17 protein-coding genes are annotated in these 22219 nt (G+C 73.1%); 9 read left to right on the plus strand and 8 right to left on the minus strand.

Annotated features, from left to right (window positions below; genetic code table 11):
- Nucleotides 1-9 precede the first annotated feature (9 nt).
- From N6H00_RS35310 to N6H00_RS35320, 3 genes are all read right to left on the minus strand, one after another.
- Entirely contained in the window at nt 10-1239 is a 1230-nt protein-coding gene (locus N6H00_RS35310; RefSeq protein WP_268975921.1) for a cytochrome P450, read from the minus strand.
- An 83-nt stretch (nt 1240-1322) separates the two neighbouring features.
- A complete protein-coding gene (locus N6H00_RS35315; protein WP_268975922.1) occupies nt 1323-1967 on the minus strand; it encodes a TetR/AcrR family transcriptional regulator in 645 nt (214 codons plus the stop codon).
- 2 nt (nt 1968-1969) lie between these two features.
- Entirely contained in the window at nt 1970-3190 is a 1221-nt protein-coding gene (locus N6H00_RS35320) for a cytochrome P450 (RefSeq protein ID WP_268975923.1), read from the minus strand.
- A 114-nt stretch (nt 3191-3304) separates the two neighbouring features.
- On the opposite strand from N6H00_RS35320, the gene N6H00_RS35325 reads away from it, so the two are divergent.
- Both N6H00_RS35325 and N6H00_RS35330 read left to right on the plus strand, forming a co-directional pair.
- Nucleotides 3305-4792 carry an MFS transporter gene (locus N6H00_RS35325; protein ID WP_268975924.1) on the plus strand — a complete coding sequence of 496 codons (1488 nt, stop codon included), beginning with the start codon at nt 3305-3307 and terminating at the stop codon, nt 4790-4792.
- 841 nt (nt 4793-5633) lie between these two features.
- Nucleotides 5634-6788: a Gfo/Idh/MocA family protein gene (locus tag N6H00_RS35330; protein WP_268975925.1), complete on the plus strand. Its 1155-nt coding sequence runs from the start codon at nt 5634-5636 to the stop codon at nt 6786-6788.
- 21 nt (nt 6789-6809) lie between these two features.
- Here N6H00_RS35330 and N6H00_RS35335 read toward each other — a convergent pair whose 3' ends face one another.
- The gene (locus tag N6H00_RS35335; RefSeq protein WP_268975926.1) at nt 6810-8543 is read right to left on the minus strand and encodes an IlvD/Edd family dehydratase; all 1734 of its coding nucleotides are present in this window, start codon (nt 8541-8543) and stop codon (nt 6810-6812) included.
- Nucleotides 8544-8667: 124 nt separating this feature from the next.
- On the opposite strand from N6H00_RS35335, the gene N6H00_RS35340 reads away from it, so the two are divergent.
- On the plus strand, nt 8668-9408 hold the full coding sequence (locus N6H00_RS35340) for an SDR family NAD(P)-dependent oxidoreductase (RefSeq protein ID WP_268975927.1): 741 nt from the start codon (nt 8668-8670) through the stop codon (nt 9406-9408).
- Between the two features lie 78 nt (nt 9409-9486).
- Here N6H00_RS35340 and N6H00_RS35345 read toward each other — a convergent pair whose 3' ends face one another.
- Both N6H00_RS35345 and N6H00_RS35350 read right to left on the minus strand, forming a co-directional pair.
- On the minus strand, nt 9487-10110 hold the full coding sequence (locus N6H00_RS35345) for a hypothetical protein (RefSeq protein WP_268975928.1): 624 nt from the start codon (nt 10108-10110) through the stop codon (nt 9487-9489).
- A gap of 118 nt (nt 10111-10228) precedes the next feature.
- Complete coding sequence (locus N6H00_RS35350) at nt 10229-13252, minus strand: ATP-binding SpoIIE family protein phosphatase (protein ID WP_268975929.1); 3024 nt, start codon at nt 13250-13252, stop codon at nt 10229-10231.
- Between the two features lie 237 nt (nt 13253-13489).
- Between N6H00_RS35350 and N6H00_RS35355 the strand changes: the two genes are divergently transcribed.
- Both N6H00_RS35355 and N6H00_RS35360 read left to right on the plus strand, forming a co-directional pair.
- Nucleotides 13490-14686 (plus strand): acyl-CoA dehydrogenase family protein, encoded by a 1197-nt coding sequence (locus N6H00_RS35355; RefSeq protein WP_268975930.1) that lies wholly within the window; start codon nt 13490-13492, stop codon nt 14684-14686.
- Between the two features lie 34 nt (nt 14687-14720).
- A complete protein-coding gene (locus tag N6H00_RS35360) occupies nt 14721-15179 on the plus strand; it encodes an RrF2 family transcriptional regulator (RefSeq protein ID WP_268975931.1) in 459 nt (152 codons plus the stop codon).
- 15 nt (nt 15180-15194) lie between these two features.
- Here the strand turns inward: N6H00_RS35360 and N6H00_RS35365 are convergent, their stop codons facing one another.
- Entirely contained in the window at nt 15195-15944 is a 750-nt protein-coding gene (locus N6H00_RS35365; protein WP_268975932.1) for a TetR/AcrR family transcriptional regulator, read from the minus strand.
- 97 nt (nt 15945-16041) lie between these two features.
- On the opposite strand from N6H00_RS35365, the gene N6H00_RS35370 reads away from it, so the two are divergent.
- Both N6H00_RS35370 and N6H00_RS35375 read left to right on the plus strand, forming a co-directional pair.
- Nucleotides 16042-17745: a CocE/NonD family hydrolase gene (locus N6H00_RS35370; RefSeq protein WP_268975933.1), complete on the plus strand. Its 1704-nt coding sequence runs from the start codon at nt 16042-16044 to the stop codon at nt 17743-17745.
- Between the two features lie 32 nt (nt 17746-17777).
- A complete protein-coding gene (locus tag N6H00_RS35375; protein WP_443073140.1) occupies nt 17778-18584 on the plus strand; it encodes a class I SAM-dependent methyltransferase in 807 nt (268 codons plus the stop codon).
- A 27-nt stretch (nt 18585-18611) separates the two neighbouring features.
- On the opposite strand, the gene N6H00_RS35380 is transcribed toward N6H00_RS35375, so the two are convergent.
- Nucleotides 18612-20072: a PucR family transcriptional regulator gene (locus N6H00_RS35380; RefSeq protein WP_268975935.1), complete on the minus strand. Its 1461-nt coding sequence runs from the start codon at nt 20070-20072 to the stop codon at nt 18612-18614.
- A gap of 110 nt (nt 20073-20182) precedes the next feature.
- Here N6H00_RS35380 and speB point away from each other — a divergent pair, with 110 nt between their 5' ends.
- Complete coding sequence (gene speB, locus N6H00_RS35385; protein ID WP_268975936.1) at nt 20183-21145, plus strand: agmatinase; 963 nt, start codon at nt 20183-20185, stop codon at nt 21143-21145.
- A 71-nt stretch (nt 21146-21216) separates the two neighbouring features.
- On the plus strand, nt 21217-22182 hold the full coding sequence (locus N6H00_RS35390) for a polysaccharide pyruvyl transferase family protein (protein WP_268975937.1): 966 nt from the start codon (nt 21217-21219) through the stop codon (nt 22180-22182).
- The last annotated feature ends 37 nt before the right edge of the window (nt 22183-22219 follow it).

A 22219-nucleotide genomic window follows, 5' to 3' on the forward strand; every position in this document is an offset into this window, starting at 1 on the left:
CAGGTTCCGTTACCAGGTGACGGGCAGTTCGTAGACGCCGTAGACCGATCCGTCGTGTTTGAACGGGATCCGCTCCAGCGGGGTGGCCGGCCGCAGGGTGGGGATACGGCGGTAGAGGGTGCCGTAGACGACCTGGAGCTCCATCCGGGCCAGTGGCTGGCCCAGGCACTGGTGCACCCCGAAGCCGAAGGCCACATGGCGGCGGGCGTCACGCCGGATGTCCAGCCGGTCGGGATCGGCGAACACCTCGGGGTCCCGGTTGGCGATGTCATTGGCCAGGATCAGCCCCTCGCCCGCCCGGATGACCTCCCCGGCGATCTCGATGTCCTCCGTCGCCACCCGGCGCCGCCCGCTGTGGGTGATGTGCAGATAGCGCAGCAGCTCCTCCACCGCCGAGGCGATCAGCCGGGGATCGTCGGTGTCGCGCAGCAGGGCGAGCTGTTCCGGGTGCTCGAACAGGGCGAGGGTGCCGAGGGCGATCATGTTGGCGGTGGTCTCATGGCCCGCGATCAGCAGCAGCACCCCCATCTGCGCCGCCTCCTCGCGGGACAGTTCGCCCGCCGTGACCCGCCCGGCCAGACCGGACAGCAGGTCGTCGACGGGGTGGGCGATCTTCTCGCCCATCAGGCCGTCCAGATAGCCGAGCAGGTTCCCGTGCGCGGCCGACCGCTGCTCGGGGGTGACGTTCCGGTTGATGATGACCTTGCTGTTGGTCTGGAAGAAGTCGTGGTCGGCGTAGGGCACACCGAGCAGCTGACAGATCACCAGCGAGGGCACCGGCAGGGCGAACGCCTCCACCAGGTCCACCGGCTTCGGACCGGCCAGCAGCCCGTCGATCAGCTCGTCCACGATCCTCTGCACGCCGGGGCGCATCGCCGCCACCCGCTTGATGGCGAACGGCGCCGTCACCATGCGCCGGAGCCGGGCGTGCTCGGGGTCGTCCTTGAGGATGAAACTGACCCCCGAACCGCCGGGCGGGAGCGGGGCCTGGCGGGGATAGCCGGGCCGGGTGACATCGGCGCTGACCCTCGGGTCGCCCAGCAGGGCCCGCTGATCGGCGTACCGGGTCACCAGCCACGGGGTGCTGCCGTCCCACAGGCGGACCTTCGCCAGCGGGCCCTGCCGCTGCTTGTCCCGCAGCGCCGGGGGCGGGTCGAACGGGCAGCCCGCCGCCCTGGCCATCGGAAACTCCGGGGCGCTGGCGGCGCGCTCGTCCACCGGGTGCACTGTGCTGGTCATCGCTGCCTCGATTCGGTTGCGGCGAGTGGTCGAACCCCCCGTTGAACCCCCGTTGCACGGTGTCCCCGTTCGGGGAACCGCGGTCAGTGGGTGACGGGCGCCAGCCATAGTCCGACGATCCCGTCGATCAGGCCGGTGGCGGCGTCGTGCCAGCTGGACCGAGGTGTGGCGGTGTCCTCGGCGAGCGCGCGTTCCCGCTCGGCGCACATGTGCAGGATCAGGTGGCGCGCCATGGCACCGCGCTCGACATGCACCTCGAGCGGCAGATCGGGCAGGCACCGGTTGAGCCCGTCGAGGGTCCGCCGCAGCGCCGGAGAGGCCAGGGACTCCTCGGCCATGATCTCGTGGAGCGCGGGATCGGTCATCACCTGGGCGCAGAACCGCGCGTACCAGGTGGGGCTGGGCAGTTCGGCCAGGTGCTGGAGGACCGGCCGCACCAGACAGGCCACCCAGTCCCGTACGTCGGTGGAGTCGCCGATCTCGTCCAGCAGCCGCTCGCGCACCCGCTCCACCTGCTGGGCGTGTCTGCGCGCGATCGCCCGCACCAGGTCGGCCTTGGTGCCGAAGTGGTAGCCGACCGCCGCGTTGTTGCCCTGGCCGGCGGCCCCGCTGACCTGGCGGTTGGAGACCGCGTACACCCCGCGCTCGGCGAACAGCCGCTCCGCCGTGGCCAGGATCGCCTCACGTGTGGCGTCGGCCCGTTCGTCCCGTACGGTCCTGCCCGCCATGGTCACCACCTCACCGGAAGCTCGCGCAACCCGCCCACGGCCAGGCCCTCCAGGCGGCGCAACTCACCGGCCGGGACGGCGAGTTCGAGGGTGGGCAGCCGACGCAGCAGCACGTCCAGCACGGCCTGCAACTCGGTGCGGGCGAGTGCCTGGCCCAGACAGGAGTGGGCCCCGGCGCCGAACGCCAGATGGGGGTTGGGGCTGCGGTCGAGCGTCAGCTCGTCGGCGTCGTCGAAGGCGGTCTCGTCCCGGTTGGCCGCCGCCATGCTGCACACCACGGTGGTGCCGCGCGGCAGTACGGTGTCGGCCACCTCGGTGTCCTCGCCGATGTACCGGGGCATCCCGAACCCCGGGTTGGCGTCGAACCGCAGCGCCTCCTCCACCGCGGTGCGCACCAGCGAGCGGTCGGCGAGGAGCCGCTCCCAGTGGCGCCGGTCGGCCAGCAGCATGGCCAGCATCTTCCCGATCATGTTGGCCGTGGTCTCGTGGCCGGCGACCAGCAGGGCCTGGCCGGTGGCCACCAGCTCCGGGTCGGACATCCGGTGGCCGCCGGGGTCGGTGGCCGTGATGAGCTCACTGAGCAGATCGTCGCCCGGCGCGGTCCGCTTGGCGGCGACATGGGCGGCCATGTAGTCGACGAACTCCGCCTGGGCGGCGTCGACTTCGGCCTGCTGGTACCGGGTGAGGTTGAGCAGGGTGTCGGACCAGTGGGCGAACCGGTCGCGGTCGGTGTCGGGGACGCCCAGCAGATCGCAGATCACCCACACCGGCAGGGGGAAGGCCAGGTGGGCCTTGAGGTCGGCGGGGTGGCCGTGGTCCAGCATGCCGTCGACGAGCCGCTCGGCCATCGCCTCGATCCCCGGCCGCAGCGCGTTCATGCGCTTGGCCGTGAACCATCTGGCCACCATCCGGCGCCATCGCTGATGGCCCTCGCCGCCCTGCGGGAGCGACCGCGCCATCGAGCTGTTGAACACCCCGCCCGAGTCGCTGTCGGTGAGCCGGGCCGCGTCGTCGGCGTTCAGCAGCCGGGTGAACCTCGGATCGGACAGCACCTGCCGGACGTCCTGGTAGCGGGTCAGCAGCGTGGCCTCGTCCCCGCTGGGCAGGGCCACCTTCGCCACCGGACACCGCTGCCGCAGCCGGGCCCACTCGGCGGGCGGCCCCAGGGCCGTATCGCTGGGAATCGGATAGCTCAGCGGCTGCTGGCCGTCTCCTCGAGCCACGACGCTCTCCCTCGGTCCTGGGTGGTCATCGACAAGATCAGGCAACCCCATGGGCTACCTTAAGTCAAGCGACTGTTTTAAATTCCCTCCATCGTTCACGCGAAAGGCTCTGCCGTGCCCGAAAATCCCACCCCGCCCGCCGACGCCGGGGCGCCCGGCGGCACCGCCCCGCGCCCGCCGCGCACCAACCTCGTCGTCGGGGTGCTGGCCCTCGCGGGCATCGTGGTGTCGCTGATGCAGACCCTGGTGATCCCGCTGATCCCGGAACTTCCCGAGCTGCTGGACGCCTCGCCGTCGGACACCACCTGGGCCGTGACCGCCACCCTGCTCGCGGGCGCCGTGGTGACCCCGGTGACGGGACGGCTCGGCGACATGTACGGCAAGCGGCGCATGCTGCTGATCAGCCTGGTCATGCTGGTGGCCGGATCGGCCGTCGGCGGCCTCAGCGACTCCCTGGCCCCCATGGTCGCCGGGCGCACCCTCCAGGGCCTGGCGGCCGGTGTGGTGCCGCTGGGCATCAGCATCATGCGCGACGAACTGCCGGCCGAACGGCTCGGCGCGGCCACCGCGCTGATGAGCGCCTCACTGGGCGTGGGCGGCGCCCTGGGCCTGCCCGCCGCCGCGTTCCTGGCCGAACGCGCCGACTGGCATGTGCTGTTCTGGACCGCGGCGGGACTCGGCGCGGTGGCGACCGCGCTCGTGGTGATGTGTGTGCCGGAATCCGCCGTACGCACCGGCGGACGGTTCGACGTGGTGGGCGCGGTGGGACTGTCGACCGCTCTGGTGTGCCTGCTGCTGGCGATCTCCAAGGGCGCCGACTGGGGCTGGACCAGCGGACTGACCGGCGGGCTGTTCGCCGTGTCCGCCCTCGCCCTGGTGGTGTGGGGCCGGTGGGAGCTGCGCACCGAGCGGCCACTGGTGGATCTGCGCACCACCGCGCGGCGTCAGGTCCTGCTCACCAACGCCGCCTCCGCCGTGTTCGGCTTCTCGATGTTCGCGATGTCGCTGCTGCTTCCGCAGCTGCTCCAGCTGCCGAAGGCCACCGGCTACGGCCTCGGGCGGTCGATGATGACCGTCGGCCTGGTCATGGCACCGTCGGGCCTGGTGATGATGGCCATGGCACCGCTGTCCGCCCGTATCTCCAAGACGGCCGGCCCCAAGGTGACCCTGATGCTCGGCGCCACCGTGGTCACCGTCGGCTACGGTCTCAACATCGTGCTGATGTCCGCCGTCTGGCAACTGGTGCTCGTCTCCAGCGTCATCGGTGCCGGTATCGGACTGGCCTACGGCGCCATGCCCGCACTCGTCATGGCGGCCGTGCCGGTGTCGGAGACCGCCGCCGCCAACAGCCTCAACACCCTGATGCGGTCCATTGGCACCTCCATCTCCAGCGCGGTGGCGGGTGTCGCGCTGGCCCAGCTGACCATCACCTACGGCTCGGTCACCCTCCCGTCCCAGGACGGTTTCCGCGTGGTCATGGCCATCGGCGCGGGCGCCGCGCTGATCGCCCTCGTACTGGCCGCCTTCCTGCCCGGCCGGTCCGCCCCCGCCGCCCCCGAGCAGGCCCAGGGGCGCGCGGAGCGCCGGTCGGCCGCCGTCTGACGCGCCGGCGTCATGGACCAGCGGGGCGACCCGGACGCGGCCGGCGATGCGCCCGGCGCACCGGACCGCACATGACGCCGCGCGGCCGGTGACCGGAAGCGGTCACCGGCCGCGGACGACGAAATGACCCAGCAACACAACAGCCCCCGTCGACATCATCCGGCGAAGGTTTTTGGGTTTCAGGACGCCAGGCCGGACCGTTTCGCCATGGCCAACAGCTCCGGTCGGCTGCGTGCCGGGCCAGGCTCGATTGTCTCATTCCGCGGACTTTCCGAAGTACCGCGATGTTCTCACCCGATGACGGTGCGCTGCGCATGCTCCAACTGTCGCACGCGAATTCGCCGACGTCCCTATGTCCAGGTGCTCCTGACCCCCCGTTGTGCGTGTTGTGTGTCAACTGATCGTGAGTGGCCCGTAGTTATTTACTCGCACACGGGAAACAAGCCACCGGGAGCCACGGATGACAACCGGCGAGCCCAAGACCACTGGCCCGCCACGACCTCGGTCTGGCTGGTCTCCTCGCGGTCGTAGATGAATGCGAGGGGCACGGAGGAGTGCGCGATCATGCCGATGCCTCCGGACCCCGGCCCCGCGGAGTGATGAACCTCGGTGGTTCGCCTCTGAGCGAGCACGCAACGGCAGTAGCGTCACCGAGGGAGGTTCACCATGCAAAAGGACTGGACTGACCCTCGGTATCGGCGCCGGGCGGGGCTTTTCCGTGCCCTCTGCGGAGCACCCTGGCGGCGGTCCCTCATATGGCGTGACACCTGCCGAAACGGCTTTCAGCGTGGGCCGGTAATTTAGGGGACGGTCCAAAGAAACGGTCCAAAGAAGGGCAGTCATGGTGAGTACGCTCGGGGTCGCCGTCGTGGGGTTCGGCTGGATGGGACGGGTGCACACCCAGGCGTACGTCCGTCTGCCGCACCACTTCCCGCAGCTGTCCGTGCGGCCCGAACTGGTCGCCGTCGCCGACGAGGTGCCCGGCCGGGCGGACGAGGCCGCGGGGCGGTACGGCTTCGCCACCGCCGTCCGGGACTGGCAGGAGGTCGCCGCCGACCCCCGCGTCCAGGCGGTGAGCATCGCCGCGCCGAACTTCCTGCACCGGGAGATCGGCACCGCCATGGCCCGCGCGGGCAAGCACATCTGGATCGAGAAGCCGGTCGGACTCACCGCCGATGACGCCCGCGCGGTCGCCACCGCCGTGGCCGAGGCCGGCGTCCAGGGCGCGGTCGGCTTCAACTACCGCAACGCGCCCGCCGTCCAGACCGCCCGCGCCATGATCGCCGACGGGGAGATCGGCACCGTCACCCATGCCCGCGTCCGCCTCTTCAGCGACTACGCCGCCCACCCCGAAGCCGCGCTGACCTGGCGGTACGAACGGGCCCGGGGCGGCAGCGGAGTGCTGGGCGACCTCGCCTCCCACGGTGTGGACCTGGCCCGTTTCCTGCTCGGCGAGATCGCCGCCCTGACCGCCGACACCGCCGTCTTCGTGCCCGAGCGGGCCCGCCCCACCGGCGCCACCGCGGGCCACACCCGGTCCGCCGGCGGCGAGCTGGGTCCGGTGGAGAACGAGGACTACGTCTCCTGTCTGCTGCGCTTCGCCTCCGGCGCCCGCGGCGTGCTGGAGGCGTGCCGGGTCTCGGTCGGCGAGCAGAACACCTACGGCTTCGAGATCCACGGCACCAAGGGCGCGCTCCACTGGGACTTCCGGCGCATGGGCGAACTCGGCGTCAGCCGCGGCACCGCCTACCAGGACCAGCCCGTCTCCACCGTGTACGTCGGCCCCGGGCACGGCGAATACGCCGCCTTCCAGCCGGGCTCGGCCAACAGCATGGGCTATGACGACCTGAAGGTGATCGAGGCGTACCACTTCCTGCGCTCCATCGCCGAGGGCACCGCGTACGGCGCCACCCTGGACGACGCCGTGCACAGCGCCACCGTGCTGGACGCCATGACCCGCTCCGCCGAGCGGGGCACCTGGGTGAGCCCCGGCTGAGCGATGGGGCGCGGGGCCGGGTCAGTGGGACTCGCGGGGCACCTCGTGTCCACTGGCGCCGACCAGGAAGTCCAGGTCCAGACCCTGGTCCGCCTGGAGCACATGCTCGGTGTAGAGCCTGCTCCAGCCCCGCGCGGCCACTGGCGGCGGGGGCTCCCAGGCGGCCCGGCGGCGCGCCAGCTCCTCCTCGTCGACCTCCAGTGTCAGCGCACGCGCGGGGACGTCGAGGGTGATCCAGTCGCCGTCGCGTACCAGCGCCAGCGGGCCGCCGACGGCGGACTCGGGGGACACGTGCAGCACCACGGTGCCGAAACCGGTGCCGGACATCCGGCCGTCGCAGATCCGCACCATGTCCTCGACGCCCCTGCGCAGCAACTTCGTCGGCAGCACCACATTGGAGACCTCGGGCATGCCCGGATAGCCACGGGGGCCGCTGCCCCGGATCACCAGCACCGTGTCCTCGTCCACCGGGAGGTCCTCGTCGGCGTGGACGGCGAGGTAGTCCTCCGGTGTGTCGAACACCAGGGCCCGGCCGCGGTGCCGGAGCAGATGCCGCGACGCGGCGGACTGTTTGATCACCGCGCCGTTCGGGGCGAGGTTGCCGCGCAGCACCGCGGTGCCGGTGCCGGCCTCCTGGAACGGGTCGTCCAGCGTCCGGATCACCTCGCGGTTCCAGCACTCGGCGTCGGCCACGTTCTCCGCCACCGTGTGTCCGCTCACCGTGGCCGCCTCCGTGTGCAGCAGCGCGCCCAGCTCGCGCATCACCACCGGCAGCCCCCCGGCGTAGCAGAAGTCCTCCATCAGGAACCGTCCGGAGGGCTGGAGATCGACCAGCGTGGGCACCTCCCTGGCCAGCGTGTCGAAGTCGTCGAGCGTCAGCGGCACGCCCAGCCGTCCCGCGATGGCCAGCAGATGGATCACCGCGTTGGTGGAGCCGCCGATGGCCGCGTTGACCCGGATCGCGTTCTCGAACGCCGCCCGGGTCATGATCTGCGACGGCCGCAGATCCTCCGCCACCATCGCCACGATCCGCCGGCCGGCCCGCTGCGCCGTCTCGTACCGGCGGGCGTCCACCGCCGGCCAGCTCGCCGAGTAGGGCAGCTGCATGCCGAGCGCCTCGGCCAGCGACGCCATGGTGGACGCGGTGCCCATGGTCATGCAGTGCCCGTTGGACCTGGCCATGCAGCCCTCGGCGAAGAAGCACTCCTCCTCGGTCATCCGCCCGGCCGCCAGCTCGGCCTCGAACCGCCACACCTGGGTGCCCGAGCCCACGTCCGCGCCCCGGTACTTGCCGTTCAGCATCGGGCCGCCGGTGACCATGATGGCCGGCAGATCGACGCTGGAGGCGGCCATCAGCAGACCGGGAGTGGTCTTGTCGCAGCCGGACAGCAGCACCACACCGTCCAGCGGATTGGCCCGCATCAGCTCCTCGGCCTCCATGGCCAGCAGATTGCGGTACAGCATCGCGGTGGGCCGCATCAGCGTCTCGCCCAGCGCCATCGCGGGGAACTCCAGCGGAAAGCCACCGGCCTGCCAGACCCCGCGCTTCACCGACTCCGCGACCCGCCCCAGATGGCTGTTGCAGGGCGCCAGCTCCGACCACGTCGTGGCGATGCCGATCACCGGCCGGCCGTCGAACACCTCACCGGAATAGCCCTGGTTGCGCATCCAGGACCGGTAGACCATGCCGGAGCGGCCCTTCGCGCCGAACCAGGCCGCGCTGCGCCGCCCGCCGTGTGTTTCCGTGTCCGTCACGTCCGCACTCCCACCTGTTTCCGGGGTCCCTGGCAGTACAGCAAAGACGAGCGCCGCGCGGAAGATCGTGGCACGGTGTGGGGAAGTATGGGCCGGTATCCGGCACACGGTGAGGAGTGTCCGTATGAGTGGTGCGCTGTCCGGAGCCACTGCCCTGGTCACGGGCGCCACCGCGGGGATCGGCCGCGCCGTGGCCCTGCGCCTGGCGGCGCTGGGGGCCGAGGTGGTCGTCCACGGCCGGGACGCGCGACGGGGCGCGGAGGTGGTCCGGGAGGTGTCGGCGGCGGGGGCCAGAGCCAGGTTCGTGGCGGCGGATCTGGCCGAGGCCGACGATGTGCGGCGGCTGGCCGCCGCGGCGGGCGACGTGGACGTGCTGGTGAACAACGCCGGCGTCTACCGGTTCGCGGACACCGCCGGGACCACGCCCGAGATGTTCGACGTCCATATGGCCATCAACACCCGCGCACCGCTGCTGCTGGTCGGCCGGCTCGCACCGGGCATGGCCGCCCGGGGCCACGGGGCCATCGTCAACCTCAGCACCATCGCCGCCGACACCCCGGCCCGCGACGCCGGGGCGTACGGTGCCTCGAAGGCCGCGCTGGAGCTGCTGACCCGGGTGTGGGCCGATGAGTTCGGCGGCCGGGGCGTCCGGGTGAACGCCGTCCGTTCGGGCCCGGTCCGTACGCGGGGCACCTCCGAGATGGGGGAGGCGGCCCTCCAGGCGGTGGCCAGGACCACGGTCCTGGGCAGGCCGGCGGCGCCCGAGGAGATCGCCGAGGCCGTGGTGTTCCTCGTCTCCTCGCGGGCGAGCTACATCACCGGCGCGATCCTGGAGGCCCGCGGCGGCGAACTCGCCTATCGCTGACGCGCCCGGCCGCGCGCCGGTCAGCGTCCGGCACTCATGGGCGGTCCGGTCAGCGTCCGGCACTCATGGGCGGTCCGGTCAGCGCCCCGGACGGCGGCGCTGACCGGCGTAGAACAGCGCCGAGCCGGTCACCGCGAACAGACCGGCGGTGATGCCCAGTCCGGCACCGTCCACCGTCCGTTCGCCCGTGGCCTCCACCCACGGGTCGAGCGCGCCCAGCGGATCCACGAACAGCACGACATGCTGCTCCGGCCTGAACTGCCCCTGGCAGTTCTGCTGTTCGGACAGGTCCTGGACCGTCCCGGAGGTGTCCACCACACGGCATACGTCGAGCTCGGTCCCCTTGTGGTTGGTGTGGGTGCCGGTGTCCGCGACCAGGGCGTCGACCCGGTCGCCCACCTGCTTCACATAGAGCTCGTACAGCGCCGGTCCGGCGAACAGCGCGAGCGCCATGGTGGCGAAGGCCGCCAGCGTGGCCGCACCCGCCCGGTGCCAGAGGCCGCCCGCCACGATGGCCGCGGCCGCCGCCGCGCCGAGCACGATGAGTACCCCCAGCCACAACATGCCGTACGGATACTGGGCGAGGAACCCGGCCGCGGTGGCGACCACCGGGATGAGCACGGCCCACTTCAGGGAGTTCGGTGTGTGTCCGGGCCCGGACGGGGCCAGGTGCTCGGCGGTCTCCCCGTGTACCTCGGACATGCCGGACGGTCCCACTCTGCTCCCCCTCGATGACCTGCGCGTGTGTGAGGACACCTTACGGGGGCCGCCGTCGGCCGGTGCGGGGTGGTGGCGGGCGCTTGGCCGGGCCGGAGGGACCTCACGACGTCGCGTGGGCCCGCGGGATGGGCTGTTCGGTCCAGATGCACTTGCCCTCGGCGGTGTAGCGGGTCCCCCAGCGCTGGGAGAGCGCGGAGACCAGTTGCAGGCCCCGCCCTCCCTCGTCCGTCTCGGCGGCCCGGCGGATCCGGGGAGTGGTGGCGGTGGTGTCCGAGACCTCGCAGATCAGCGCACTGCCGCGGATCAGCCGGAGTCGGCTCGGTCCCCTGGCGTGCCGGACGACATTGGCGACGAGTTCGTCGGCCAGTAGCTCGGTGGTGAAGACGAGGTCGTCCAGACCCCATGCCCGGAGCTGGTCGCGGACATGGACGCGGGCGAGCGGGGCGGCCATCGGGGCCTCCGGCAGCGGCCATCCGGCGATGTTCCCGGACGGCAGCCCGTGCAGCCGGGCGATCAGCAGGGCGGTGTCGTCGGCGGTCAGCTGCTGGGCGGGGAGCATGGCGCCGACCAGCAGGTCGCAGAGCCGGTCGAGCCGGTCGCGGTCCGCCCGGTCCGTCCCGTCCGGCTCCGTCCCATCCGGCTCCACCTCGCCTGTCTCCGTCCCGTCCGGGGGCGGTGGGGGCGCCGGGCGGGTGAAGAGCCGGCCGCGCTCGCTGGTGAGGACCCGCACGCATTCGGCGATGCCGGTGTCGATGTCGCGCGCGGCGGACTCCACCAGGCCGTCGGTGTACAGCACCAGGAGGCTGCCGTCGGGCAACCGGAGATCGACGGTGGAGAACGGGGGCTCGGTGGCGCCCAGCGGCGGATCGGGCGCCGGGTCCAGGCACTGCACACCTCCGTCCGGGCGTACCACCAGGGGCGGGGGATGACCGGCGCGGGCGAGCGAGCAGAGCCGCGAGACGGGGTCGTACACCGCGTACAGACAGGTCGCGAAGGAATCCTCGCCCAGATCGCCGACGACCTCGTTGAGATGGGCCAGGACCTCATCGGGCGGCAGTTCGAGGTTGGCGAGCGTGTGCACGGCGGTGCGCAGCCGCCCCATGGTGGCGGCCTCGGCCAGGCCATGGCCCATCACATCGCCGATGACCAGGGCCACCCGCTCCCCGGACAGCGGAATGACGTCGTACCAGTCGCCGCCGACGCCCGTACCACTGCTGGCGGGCAGATAGCGGACGGTGGAGGTGACGGCGGCCGGCGTGGGCAGGGCCCGGGGCAGCAGCCCGCGCTGGAGCGCCTGGGCGCGGGCGTGCTCGGTGTCGTAGAGGCGGGCTCGGGCCAGCGCCTGGGCCACCATCCCGCTGAGGGCGATGAGCAGGGCGCGCTCATCGGCGGAGAAGCGGCGCGGCGCGTCGAAGGAGAGGGAGATGGTGCCGATGGCGTTGCCCGAGACGGTCAGCGGGAGCACGGCCCAGGCGTTCTTCCCGGCGATGGCCGGATTGCCGGCCAGATCGGGGAACAGCGCCTCGTACTCCTCGGCCGAGGAGATGAAGCGCGGCCGGCGCGAGCCGAGTACGTCGTTGAGCAGGCGATAGCCCTCGAACGCCGGGATCCCGTCCACACTGCGCAGGAAGGGGCGGGGATACCCCACCGAGCCCATCACGTTCAGCCGGCCGCTCTCCAGGCCCAGGATCAGCAGACCCGAGGCGCCGAACGGCGGCAGGACGTGCGAGGCGACCACGTCGACGACGTCCCTGGTGGTCACCGCGTCGGCCAGCGCGTTGGTCAACTCGCCGATCCTGGCGGACTGTTCGGCGCCGGCGCGCTCGGCCTCCGCGCGCCGCGCGGCCCGGGTGTGCCGGTCGGTGACATCGGTGAGGTAGGCCGTCAGCCCATCCGGCACGGAGACCAGCCGTATGTGGTACCAGCGGGCATCGGTGGGCCACCGGATGTCGAACCCGGCCGGTCTGTCGTCGGCGGCGGCAGCGCGGCAGCGGTCCTCCAGCCCGGGGACCGTGCCCGCGGGGCCGTCCCACAGCGGCCGGCCGAGCACCTTGGTGGCCGGGCCTAGCAGGCGTTCCGCCTCGACGTTGAGGAAGGTGATCCGCCAGTCCCGGTTCACCGCGAAGAACGCGTCGCTCATGAAGCGCAGCGCCTGCCCCACCGATTCCCGGGCCATCCGGCTCTCGGTGGTGTCCCAGACCTTCCCGACCATGCGGACGGGCTCGCCGCTCTCGTCGAGTTCGAGATGGGCGCGGCTCAGCACCCATCCGGTGGTCCCGTCGGGACGGCGGACCCGGTACTCGACCTCGTAGACGCTCCGCTCCCGCAGCGACTTCTCGGTGGCGGCCATCACCCGCGGCATGTCCTCGGGGAGGATCAGGTCGATCCAGCTCTCGATCCGCCGCTGGTAGTCGTCGGGGATGCCGAGCAGCGTCCGCCCCGCCCGGTCCCAGCGCATCTCACCGGTGTGCACGCCCCATTCCCAGGAGCCGACCTTGACCGCCTCCAGGGACTGCTGGAGCACCGAGCCGCCCGGCCGCTGCTGCCACCACGGGGGCGCCTCGCCCGCGTCGCTCGCGGCGGCCGGGCGGGAGAGGCGGCGTTCGGCCCAGTGTGCCACCGCCCGGAGGAAGCCGGCCTGCTCCCCGGTCGGCTTCCGCGGGCCGGTCAGCACGGACAGCGCGCCCACCGGCCGGTCCGGTCCGGCCAGCGGAACGGAGGCCACGGTGGTCGACGCCGACAGGGCCCCGGGGGAGGGGCGGCCGGCCTGCCCGGGGCCGGGGGCCCTGCCGGCGGCCGCCGGCATCCACACGAAGCGGCCGTCCCGCACGGCTCGGGCGGGGGCGAGCGGGGCCTCGTCCTCGCGGATCTCCTCCCACGCCCGGAGGGCGGCCAGCGGCAGCCCGCTGGCGAGGACCAGGCGCAGCGTACGGCGGCCGGCCGGGCCGCAGGACCAGTGCACCAGGCCCGCGATACCGCCCAGCTCGGAGACCGCCTGGTCCAGGGCGTGCTGGAGCACCTCGCGGTCGGTGAGCGCGGCGCCGACCGCCGAGAGCAGGGAAAGCCGTTCCTCGCCCTGCGAGCGGGAGCGCCCTACCCCGTCTGTTCCGCGCCGCTCCTCCATACCCAAGACCTCACCTCATGGCACCGGGCATTCTCGGACAAACGTAGCACCGGCATATGCCGGGCATCATCCGTACGTCCCCAAGGCGCGAGGCGGGGCGCGGCGTGCCGGGGCCGGCTGCATGCCGTACGGCTGGACGTACGCGACTGAATTCCCTATTTTTCCTACGGGATTCCTAGGGAATGCTGAATGTGGGCCGGGTCGGGTGACGGACCGGACGAACGAAGGGGAGCGCGCGTGACGGTGGTGGATGCGGCGGTTGAAGCGCCCGACCGCGCGAGGTGGCTGAAGATCGCCGACGAGGCGGCGGACGACCTCGCCACGGACGCGGTCCTCCGTGACCAGGCGGGCAAGACGCCGTACGACGAGGTCGCCCGGCTCCGTGAGGCGGGGCTCCTGACGCTGCTGATCCCCGCCGAGCACGGGGGCGGGGGCGGGGACTGGTCCACGGCCTGCGCCGTCGTGCGCAAGATCGCCGCGGCCGACGGCGCGATCGGCCAGGTGCTCGGCTGTCACTACCTGCTCTGTTTCAGCGCACGCTTCTTCGGCGGGGCCGATCTCGCGGCCCGGCTGGAACGGCGGTCCGCGGCGGGGCAGTGGTGCTGGGGCGGCGGGCTGACCACCCGCGAGCCACGGCTGACGCTCACCCCCGGCCAAGGTGGCCACATGCTGAACGGACGCCAGGGGTACGCCACCGGCGTCCTGGTCGCCGACCGGCTGGCGGTCCGCGCCATCCACGCCGACACCGGCGAACCGCTGGCCGTGCTCGTCGACGCCACCCATCCCGGTGTGGTGTGCGGCGGGGACGACGGGGACACCTTCGGACAGCGGCTGGCGGCCGGCGGCAGCGTGGAGTTCGACGCGGTGCCGGTCGGGGACGACGCGGTGCTCGGCCCGCTCTCCTGGGACGAGGACACCCTGTCGCCCTTCAGCGGCCTGTCCGCGCCGACCGGGCGTCTGGTCTCGGCGCAGATCTGTCTCGGGATCGCGCAGGGAGTGCTCGCCGAGGCCCGCGAGTACACCAGGGCCGTACACGCGCCCTGGCCGCACACCTCCCCGCGCGATCCGTACGCGCTGACCACCTACGGCGAACTCACCGTCGCCACGTTCTCCGCCGCCGCCCTCGCCGATCAGGCGCTGGAGGCCCTGGACGCCGGGCTCGCGCGGGGCGAGGACCTCACCGACGACGAATGCGCCGAGATCACCGTGCTGGCCGCCGCGGCCGAGGCTGCCGCCTCCCGGGCCGCCCATGACGCCACCGCCCGCGCCCTGGACGTCATCGGCGCACGCTCCGCCTCCTCCGCCTACGGATTCGACCGCTTCTGGCGCAACGCGCGCACCCACACGCTCTACGACCCCGTCGCCCACCGGCTCCACGAGGTCGGCGACTACTTCCTCAACGGCGAGCATCCCCCGTTCACCCTGCCCTTCTGAACGGTCCGGCCCGCCGGTGCCGGATAATCACCACATGCGGATTTCGGCGAAGGCGGACTATGCGGTGCGGGCGGCGTTGGAACTGGCCGCGGCGGCGGAGGACACGTCCGTCAAGGCCGAGGTGATCGCCGCCGCGCAGGGCATACCGCACAAGTTCCTCGAAGGGATCCTGGGCGATCTGCGCCGGGGCGGACTGGTGGCCAGCCAGCGCGGCGGCAAGGGCGGATACCGGCTGGCCCGTCCCGCGGACACGATCAGCATCGCCGAGGTGATCCGGGTGGTCGACGGGCCCCTGGTGTCGGTGCGCGGAGTGCGCCCGCCCGAGCTGTCGTACCACGGACCGGCGGAGTCACTGCTGCCGCTGTGGATCGCGGTACGGGCCAATGTGCGCAAGATCCTCGGCGAGGTGACCCTGGCGCAGGTGGCCGCGGCCAAGCTGCCCGACGACGTCCTCGGCCTCGCCGACGACCCCGAAGCCTGGACCAACCCCTGACCTCCCGCTTCCCGGTCAGCCTCCCGCTTCCCGGCCGGGCGTCCGCGGGCCCGTGTCCAGGCCGTCGACCATGCGGTCGAGCAGCCGGGCGAACGTGGCATCGGGGGTGAGCGGCCGCCGGGGCGCGGCGAGGGCCTCGGCGAGCTCCGGGTGGTGTCCGTCGGCGGCCACCGCGGCGAGGTAGCGGGCTTCGGCGGCGGCCCGGTCGGGTGCGCCGGAGACCGCGGCCTGGGCGATCTCATCGGCGACCAGTCCGGTGACGAAGCCGGTGATCAGGCTGAACACCTCGAGCTTCGCACCACCGTCCAGCGCGGTGGGCCGCAGCGCGGCGAGCGCGTGTTCCACGAAGGCCAGGGTGTTGGGCCCGAGCGACCAGCGGCGGCTGGACAGGGCGGCGCAGAGCCAGGGGTGGCGGAGCATCAGGGCGCGCTGGGCATGGGCGATGGCCTTCAGATCGGCGCGCCAGTCGCCGGTCGGCGGATCCGGCGGGCACAGTTCGCCGCTCACGTGGTCGACCATCAGGAGCAGCAGCGTCTCCTTGTCGGGGGCGTAGCTGTACAGCGACATGACACCGGCCCCGACCCGCGCGGCCACCGCTCGCATGGTGACCGCCTCGATGCCCTCGGCATCCGCCAGGGCGACGGCCGCGGCGGTGATCGCGGCACGGCTGAAGGCGGGTTTGCGGCCCCTGCGGGGCCGGTGGGGGCTCAGCCACAGCTGCTGGGGGTCGACGCCTCCGGCGCCGGACCCGTCACCGCGGACCACGACCTGATCGCTCCTTCCACGCCACGCGACTTGCGGAAACCATCCAAGCACCTCAGTATTCTCGTACGTTGTACGGAGTTTTTGGGGAGGGAACACGATGACGTCACATACGGGTGCCGGGGTGCCCGGGGCCACCGGCGGTGCGTCCGGGGCCACCTGGGTCGCGCCGCCGGGCCGGCCGCCGCTGTCCGCGCGGCTGCTGAGGGCGACCTGGCGCTCCCTTCCGGCCAGGCGGTACGAGGCCGGATGGGAGCCGGGCCTGGAGGTGCCGGCCGCCGACGGCGGCACTCTGCGCACGGACCACTACTTCCCGCGCGCGGAGGGCGACTTCCCCACCCTGCTGGTGCGCTCGCCCTACGGCAGGGGAGTGCCCTGGTCACCCATGTACGGTGTGCTCTTCGCCGAACAGGGCTTCCACGTCGTGCTCCAGAGCTGCCGGGGCACCGGTGGCTCGGGCGGCGTGTTCCACCTGTGGCGCAACGAGGCCGCCGACGGCCGGGCCACCGTGGCCTGGCTGCGGGACCGGCCCTGGTTCAATGGCGCGCTGGGCACCATCGGCCCGAGCTATCTCGGCTATGTGCAGTGGGCGCTCGCCCTGGACCCGCCGCCGGAGCTGCGGGCCATGGTGGTGCAGGTCGGCCTGCACGACCCGCATGCCCTGTTCCACCGCAACGGCGCGCTCCAACTGGAGAACGCCCTGCTCGTCGGCTCCGGGATGACCTCCCAGCACCGGGGCTTCGGCCCCTTCCTCCGGGCCACGCTGCGCCTGGGACGCCATCTGAAGGAGATGACCCGGGCGCTGCCGCTGCGCGGGTCGTATGTGCGCGGGCTCGGGGGCGAGGTGCCCTGGCTGGACGGTGCCATGTCCCATCCGGACGCCGACGACCCGTTCTGGGACGGCGCCTACGCGGGCGGCGCCGCGGCCGGCTCGCACATCCCCACCTGCCTGATCAGCGGATGGCATGACGCGCTGGTGGACCAGACCGTCGAGCAGTACGGCCGGCTGCGCCGGTCCGGCTGCCCCACCTCCCTGCTCATCGGCCCCTGGACGCACACCTCCGCGCTGCGGGAGGGCTGGCCCGAAGTGTTCGCCGAAAGCCTCGCCTGGCTGCGCGCGCATCTGTGCGACGACCCCTCGGGACCGCGCCCCCGGGCCGGGGCGCGGGTGCACGTCGGCGGCCAGGGGCGCTGGCGGGACCTCGACGACTGGCCGCCGTCCCCGGCCACCGCCCCGTGGTTCCCCGCCGAGCACGGGCGGTTCACCCGGCGCTCGCCGGGGTCCTCCGTCCCGCTGGCCTCCTTCCGCTACGACCCGGCCGACCCCACCCCGTCCCTCGGCGGGCCCCTGCTCTCCCGTACCTCCGGGAGCCGCGACAACCGTCGCCTGGAGAAGCGTCCCGATGTGCTCACGTTCACCAGCGAGCCGCTGGCCGAGCCCATGGACGTCCTCGGCCCGGTCACCGCACGGCTGCGGATCTCCACGGACACCGGGTACGCCGATGTCTTCGCCCGGCTGTGCGACGTCGACGGACAGGGCCGCTCCTGGAACGTGTGCGACGGGCTGGTGCGGTTGCCCACCACACCCGAGCACCCACTGGAGGTCACCGTGCCGATGAGCTCCACGGCCCACCGCTTCGCCCCCGGCCACCGGGTCCGGCTGCAGATCAGCGCGGGCGCCCACCCCCGCTTCGCCCGCAACACCGGCAGCGGGGAGCCGGCGCTGGAGGCGACCACCCTCACTCCCGTGCGCGTCACCGTGCACGGGGGATCGGCGCTGGAGCTGCCCCGAGGGGCCCGCTGACGGCCGCCGGGCGGGGCGGGAGGATGGGACGCATGACATCCGAGACCGGCTATCTGCTGGACAACCGGCAACGCGAGGCCGGCCGGCGCTTCGACGCGCTGGCCGGGCTCTTCGACCCCTGGACCCTCGACCACCTCGACCGGCTCGGCCTCGCCGCCGGATGGCGCTGCTGGGAGGTGGGCGCGGGCGGGCCCTCGGTGCCCACCGCCCTCGCGGAGCGGGTCGGGCCCACCGGGCAGGTGCTGGTGACCGACATCGACACCTCCTGGCTGATGGATCTGCCCGGCCCGGCCGCCGGGCCGGTCGAGGTACGGCGGCATGACGTGGCCCGCGACGAGCCACCGGGCGGCGGCTTCGACCTCGTCCACGCCCGGCTGGTGCTGGTGCACCTGCCCGACCGGGCCGAAGCGCTGCGGCGGATGGCCGAGGCGGTGCGGCCGGGCGGATGGCTGGTGGTGGAGGACGCCGACCCGGCGCTCCAGCCCCTCGCCTGCCCCGATGAGCGCGGCCCGGCCGAGGAACTGGCCAACCGCGTCCGCCGCGGGTTCCGGTCGCTGCTCGCCGGGCGCGGTGCGGACCTCGCCTTCGGCCGCACCCTGCCCGCCCTGCTGCGCGGCGCCGGGCTGGCCGACGTCCGCGCCGAGGGCTGTTTCCCGCTGACCTCCCCGGCGTGCCGGGAGCTGGAGGCGGCCACCGTGCGTCAGCTGCGCGGTCAGCTGGTGGCGGGCGGACTGGCCACCGACGAGGAGATCGAGCGCCATCTGGACCATCTGCGCGACGCCGGAATGGACGTCACCACCGCCCCGCTCATCACCTGCTGGGGCCGGCGCCCCGACTGAGCGCCGAACGCCCACCAGGCGGTGCGCTCAGTCCAGCAGGCCGAGCCGGCCCGCGGCCCGGATCGCCAGCCAGACCTCGGCGAACGCGCCGGTGGTGGCCAGATCGCGGCCGGTGAGCTCATGGAAGCGGCGCAGCCGGTAGGCCAGCGTATTGGGGTGCACATGGAGCGCCGCGGCCGCCTCGTCGGTGCGGCGGTCGCGCTCCATCCAGGTGCGCACCGACGGCAGCAGCCGTGAGCCGTGGCCGGCGTCGTAAGCCAGCGCCTCGCCCAGCACATGCTCGACCAGGTCGGTGAGGGCGGCCGGGTCGTCGGGCAGCCAGCGGCCGGTGACGTCGTCGCCGTACCGTACGAGGACGCGGCCGGACGCGACGGCGTGCGAGGCCGCCCACAGCGCCTCGCGCTGGGCGATCCGCAGCGGGGCGCCGGGGCTGACCGGGCGGCTCATCCCGGCGGCCGCCCCGGACAGGGACTCGATCGCGTCGCCCAGGCCGGGGGCACCCAGCACATAGCGGTCCTCGCCCCGGTTGAGCAGCAGATACGGCTGGTCCTCCAGCGCCGCCAGCACCTCCTCCTCGGTGACGCCCCTGACCACCGCCAGCACGGTCTCGCCCTCGATGGAGTGGCGCGCCAGATGGCGCCGCGCCACGGCGGGGTCGAGCGCGCCCTGGAGCAGTTCGGCGAGGATCTCCGCACCCTCGCGGCGCAGCGTCTCCCGCTCGGTGCGGACCATGGCGAGCTGGAGCGCGGCCACCGTGGCGATGTGCTGCACCACGGCGAGCCCCGCCGGGCGCGCGCCCTCCCGCTCGAAGGCGATGACGAACCCCGCTGTGCCACCGGGGGAGGGCACTGGGAGCGCGAAGCCGCCGGGGATGGTCGGCGGGGCGTCCGCCGAGCGGGGAATCACGGACGCGTCGGGCGCGGGCACCCCGGGCAGCAGCGGCCGGCCCTGTGGGGTGCACAGGTGGATGTCGTATCCGGACAGCTTCTCCAGCCGGCTGAACAGCGTCGCGGTGTCCAGGTTCTCCGAGGTCAGCCAGCGCAGCGCGCCGAACACCTGGAGCTGCGCGCCGAGCCGGTGCCGGGCGTCCTCCTGGATGGCGGCGGCCACCTCCTGCGCCACCGCCATGAACGGCACGGCCAGCGGAATCTCCAGGACCGGCATGCCCCGCTCCTCGGCGGCGTCGAAGAACGCCCGGCGCAGCGGGGGCATGCGCAGCTGGGCGGAGACGGCGAGGGCGGCGACCCCGGCGTCGTCGAGCCGCTCCAGATAGCCGCGCTGGCCGGCCGCCGAACGGGGCACCGCTATCCCCGTCGTCATGATCATCTCGGCGCCGAGCAGCCAGGGCGTGGGGTCGTCCAGCTCGCTGACATGGGCCCAGGACACCGAGCGGTGCAGACCGGCGCCGCCCGCGAGCAGCCGGAGCTGAAGGGCCGGGTACGACAGCAGGTCGCCGACGGTCACGCCCTGCACCTTGTTGTTCACCACAAACCGAACCTCACTCTTTGTGCCGACAACGATTGTCCCGCGGCTCCTCCGCTGTGCACACTCGCCCGGCCGGACCACACCGGCGCACCGGAGAAGGGACTGCCAGCACCATGACCGAACCCCGAGGGCCCGTCGACTCCTCTCGGATCCCGCGCTTCGCCGGCCCCGCCACGTTCGCCCGGCTGCCCCGCCTCGATGAGGTGGCCCGCGCCGATGTGGCCGTGGTGGGCGTCCCGTTCGACGCCGGCGTCTCCTACCGCCCCGGCGCCCGCTTCGGGCCCGCCGCGGTCCGTGAGGCCAGCCGGCTGCTCCGCCCCTACCACCCGGGGCTGGACGTGTCCCCGTTCGCCACCCAGCAGGTGGCCGACGCCGGTGACATCGCCGTCAACCCGTTCGACATCGGCGAGGCCATCGAGACCATCCAGGACGCCGCCGACCGCCTCCAGGCCGACGGCACCCGCCTGGTCACCATCGGCGGCGACCACACCATCGCGCTGCCGCTGCTGCGCGCCGCCGCGCGGCGGCACGGCCCGGTCGCGGTGCTCCACTTCGACGCGCACCTGGACACCTGGGACACCTACTTCGGCGCCGAGCACACCCACGGCACCCCGTTCCGCCGGGCCGTGGAGGAGGGCATCGTCGACACCTCCGCCCTCTCGCACGTCGGCACCCGCGGCCCGCTGTACGGCAAGGAGGACCTCACCGAGGACCAGAAGCTGGGCTTCGGCATCGTCACCTCCGCCGATGTCTACCGGCGCGGCGCCGACGAGGTGGCCGACCAGCTGCGCGGGCGCATCGGCGACCGGCCGCTGTACATCTCCATCGACATCGACTGCCTCGACCCGGCCCACGCCCCCGGCACCGGCACCCCGGAGGCGGGCGGCCTGACCTCCCGGGAGCTGTTGGAGATCCTGCGCGGGCTCGCGGGATGCCATCTGGTCGGCGCGGACGTGGTGGAGGTGGCGCCCGCCTACGACCACGCCGAGATCACCTCGGTCGCGGCCTCCCACGTCGCCTACGACCTGATCGGCCTGCTCGCGCTGCGCCCTGGTCAGCCTGCTCGCGCCGCATGACCTGTGCTCGCGCCGCATGATGGGAAGTGATCGCGCGCACGCGCACCGGTGGCGAAGAAGGGCGGGGCGGCATGGCGAGGAGTGCGGGCAAGGTCCTGCTCACCGGCTGGTTCAGCTTCCTCGACGGTGAGGCCACCGCGGGCGATGTGCTCGCCCTGCGCCGGCTGCGCGCCGTTCTGGACCACGCCGGTATCCCGTACGACGTGGCCTGGAGTCCCGGTTACCGGGCCGAGGCCCTGCATCTGTCCGACGCCGCCGAGGACTCCTACTCCCATCTGGTGTTCCTGTGCGGGCCGCTGCACGGCCCCCAGGTCGAGGAGTTGCACACCCGGTTCCGGCACTGTGTGCGCGTCGCCGTCGGCACCTCCGTGATCGACGCCTCGTCGCCGGCGGTCGGCGGCTTCCACCAGGTCCTGGCGCGCGACGCGCCCGGCGGTGTGCCCGGAGTGCGCGACCTCGCCGCCGGAGCCCCCGCCGGCGCCGCCACACCGGTCGTGGGCGTCGTCCTCACCCATGGACAGGGCGAGTACGGGCCGGCGCGGCGCCATGACGAGGTGGCCGAGGCACTGACCCGCTGGCTGGCGGCCAAGGACTGTGCCCGGCTGGAGCTGACCACCCGTCTGGACACCCGCGACTGGCGCCTGTGCGCCACTCCGGAACAGTTCGAGTCCGTGGTGCGACGGCTGGACCTGGTGGTCACCGACCGGCTGCACGGCCTGGTGGTGGCGCTGCGGTCGGGTGTTCCGGCCCTGGCGGTCGACCCCGTCGACGGCGGGGCCAAGCTGAGCGCCCAGGGGCGGGCCCTTGACTGGCCCGCCACGCTCGGCGCCGGACAGCTCCACCCCGCCGAGCTCGACCGGTGGTGGCGATGGTGTCTCACCTCGGGGCGCGCCCTGGCCGAGCGGCGCCGCCGCGAACTTTTGGCCACACCCGCGCGCGGCGCCGCCGTGGACGCCACGGACGCGGTGCTGACGGCGCTGTCGGCGGCGGTCTCCACCAGCCCCGGCCCCGGCCCCGGCCGGCCGCGCGGCGGCTGACCGGGCTTCCGGCCCGCCGTGGCACCGCCGTCCACCA

Origin of the sequence: Streptomyces sp. S465 (genome assembly GCF_026898115.1) — a bacterium.
In the GTDB taxonomy this organism is placed as follows: domain Bacteria; phylum Actinomycetota; class Actinomycetes; order Streptomycetales; family Streptomycetaceae; genus Streptomyces; species Streptomyces luomodiensis.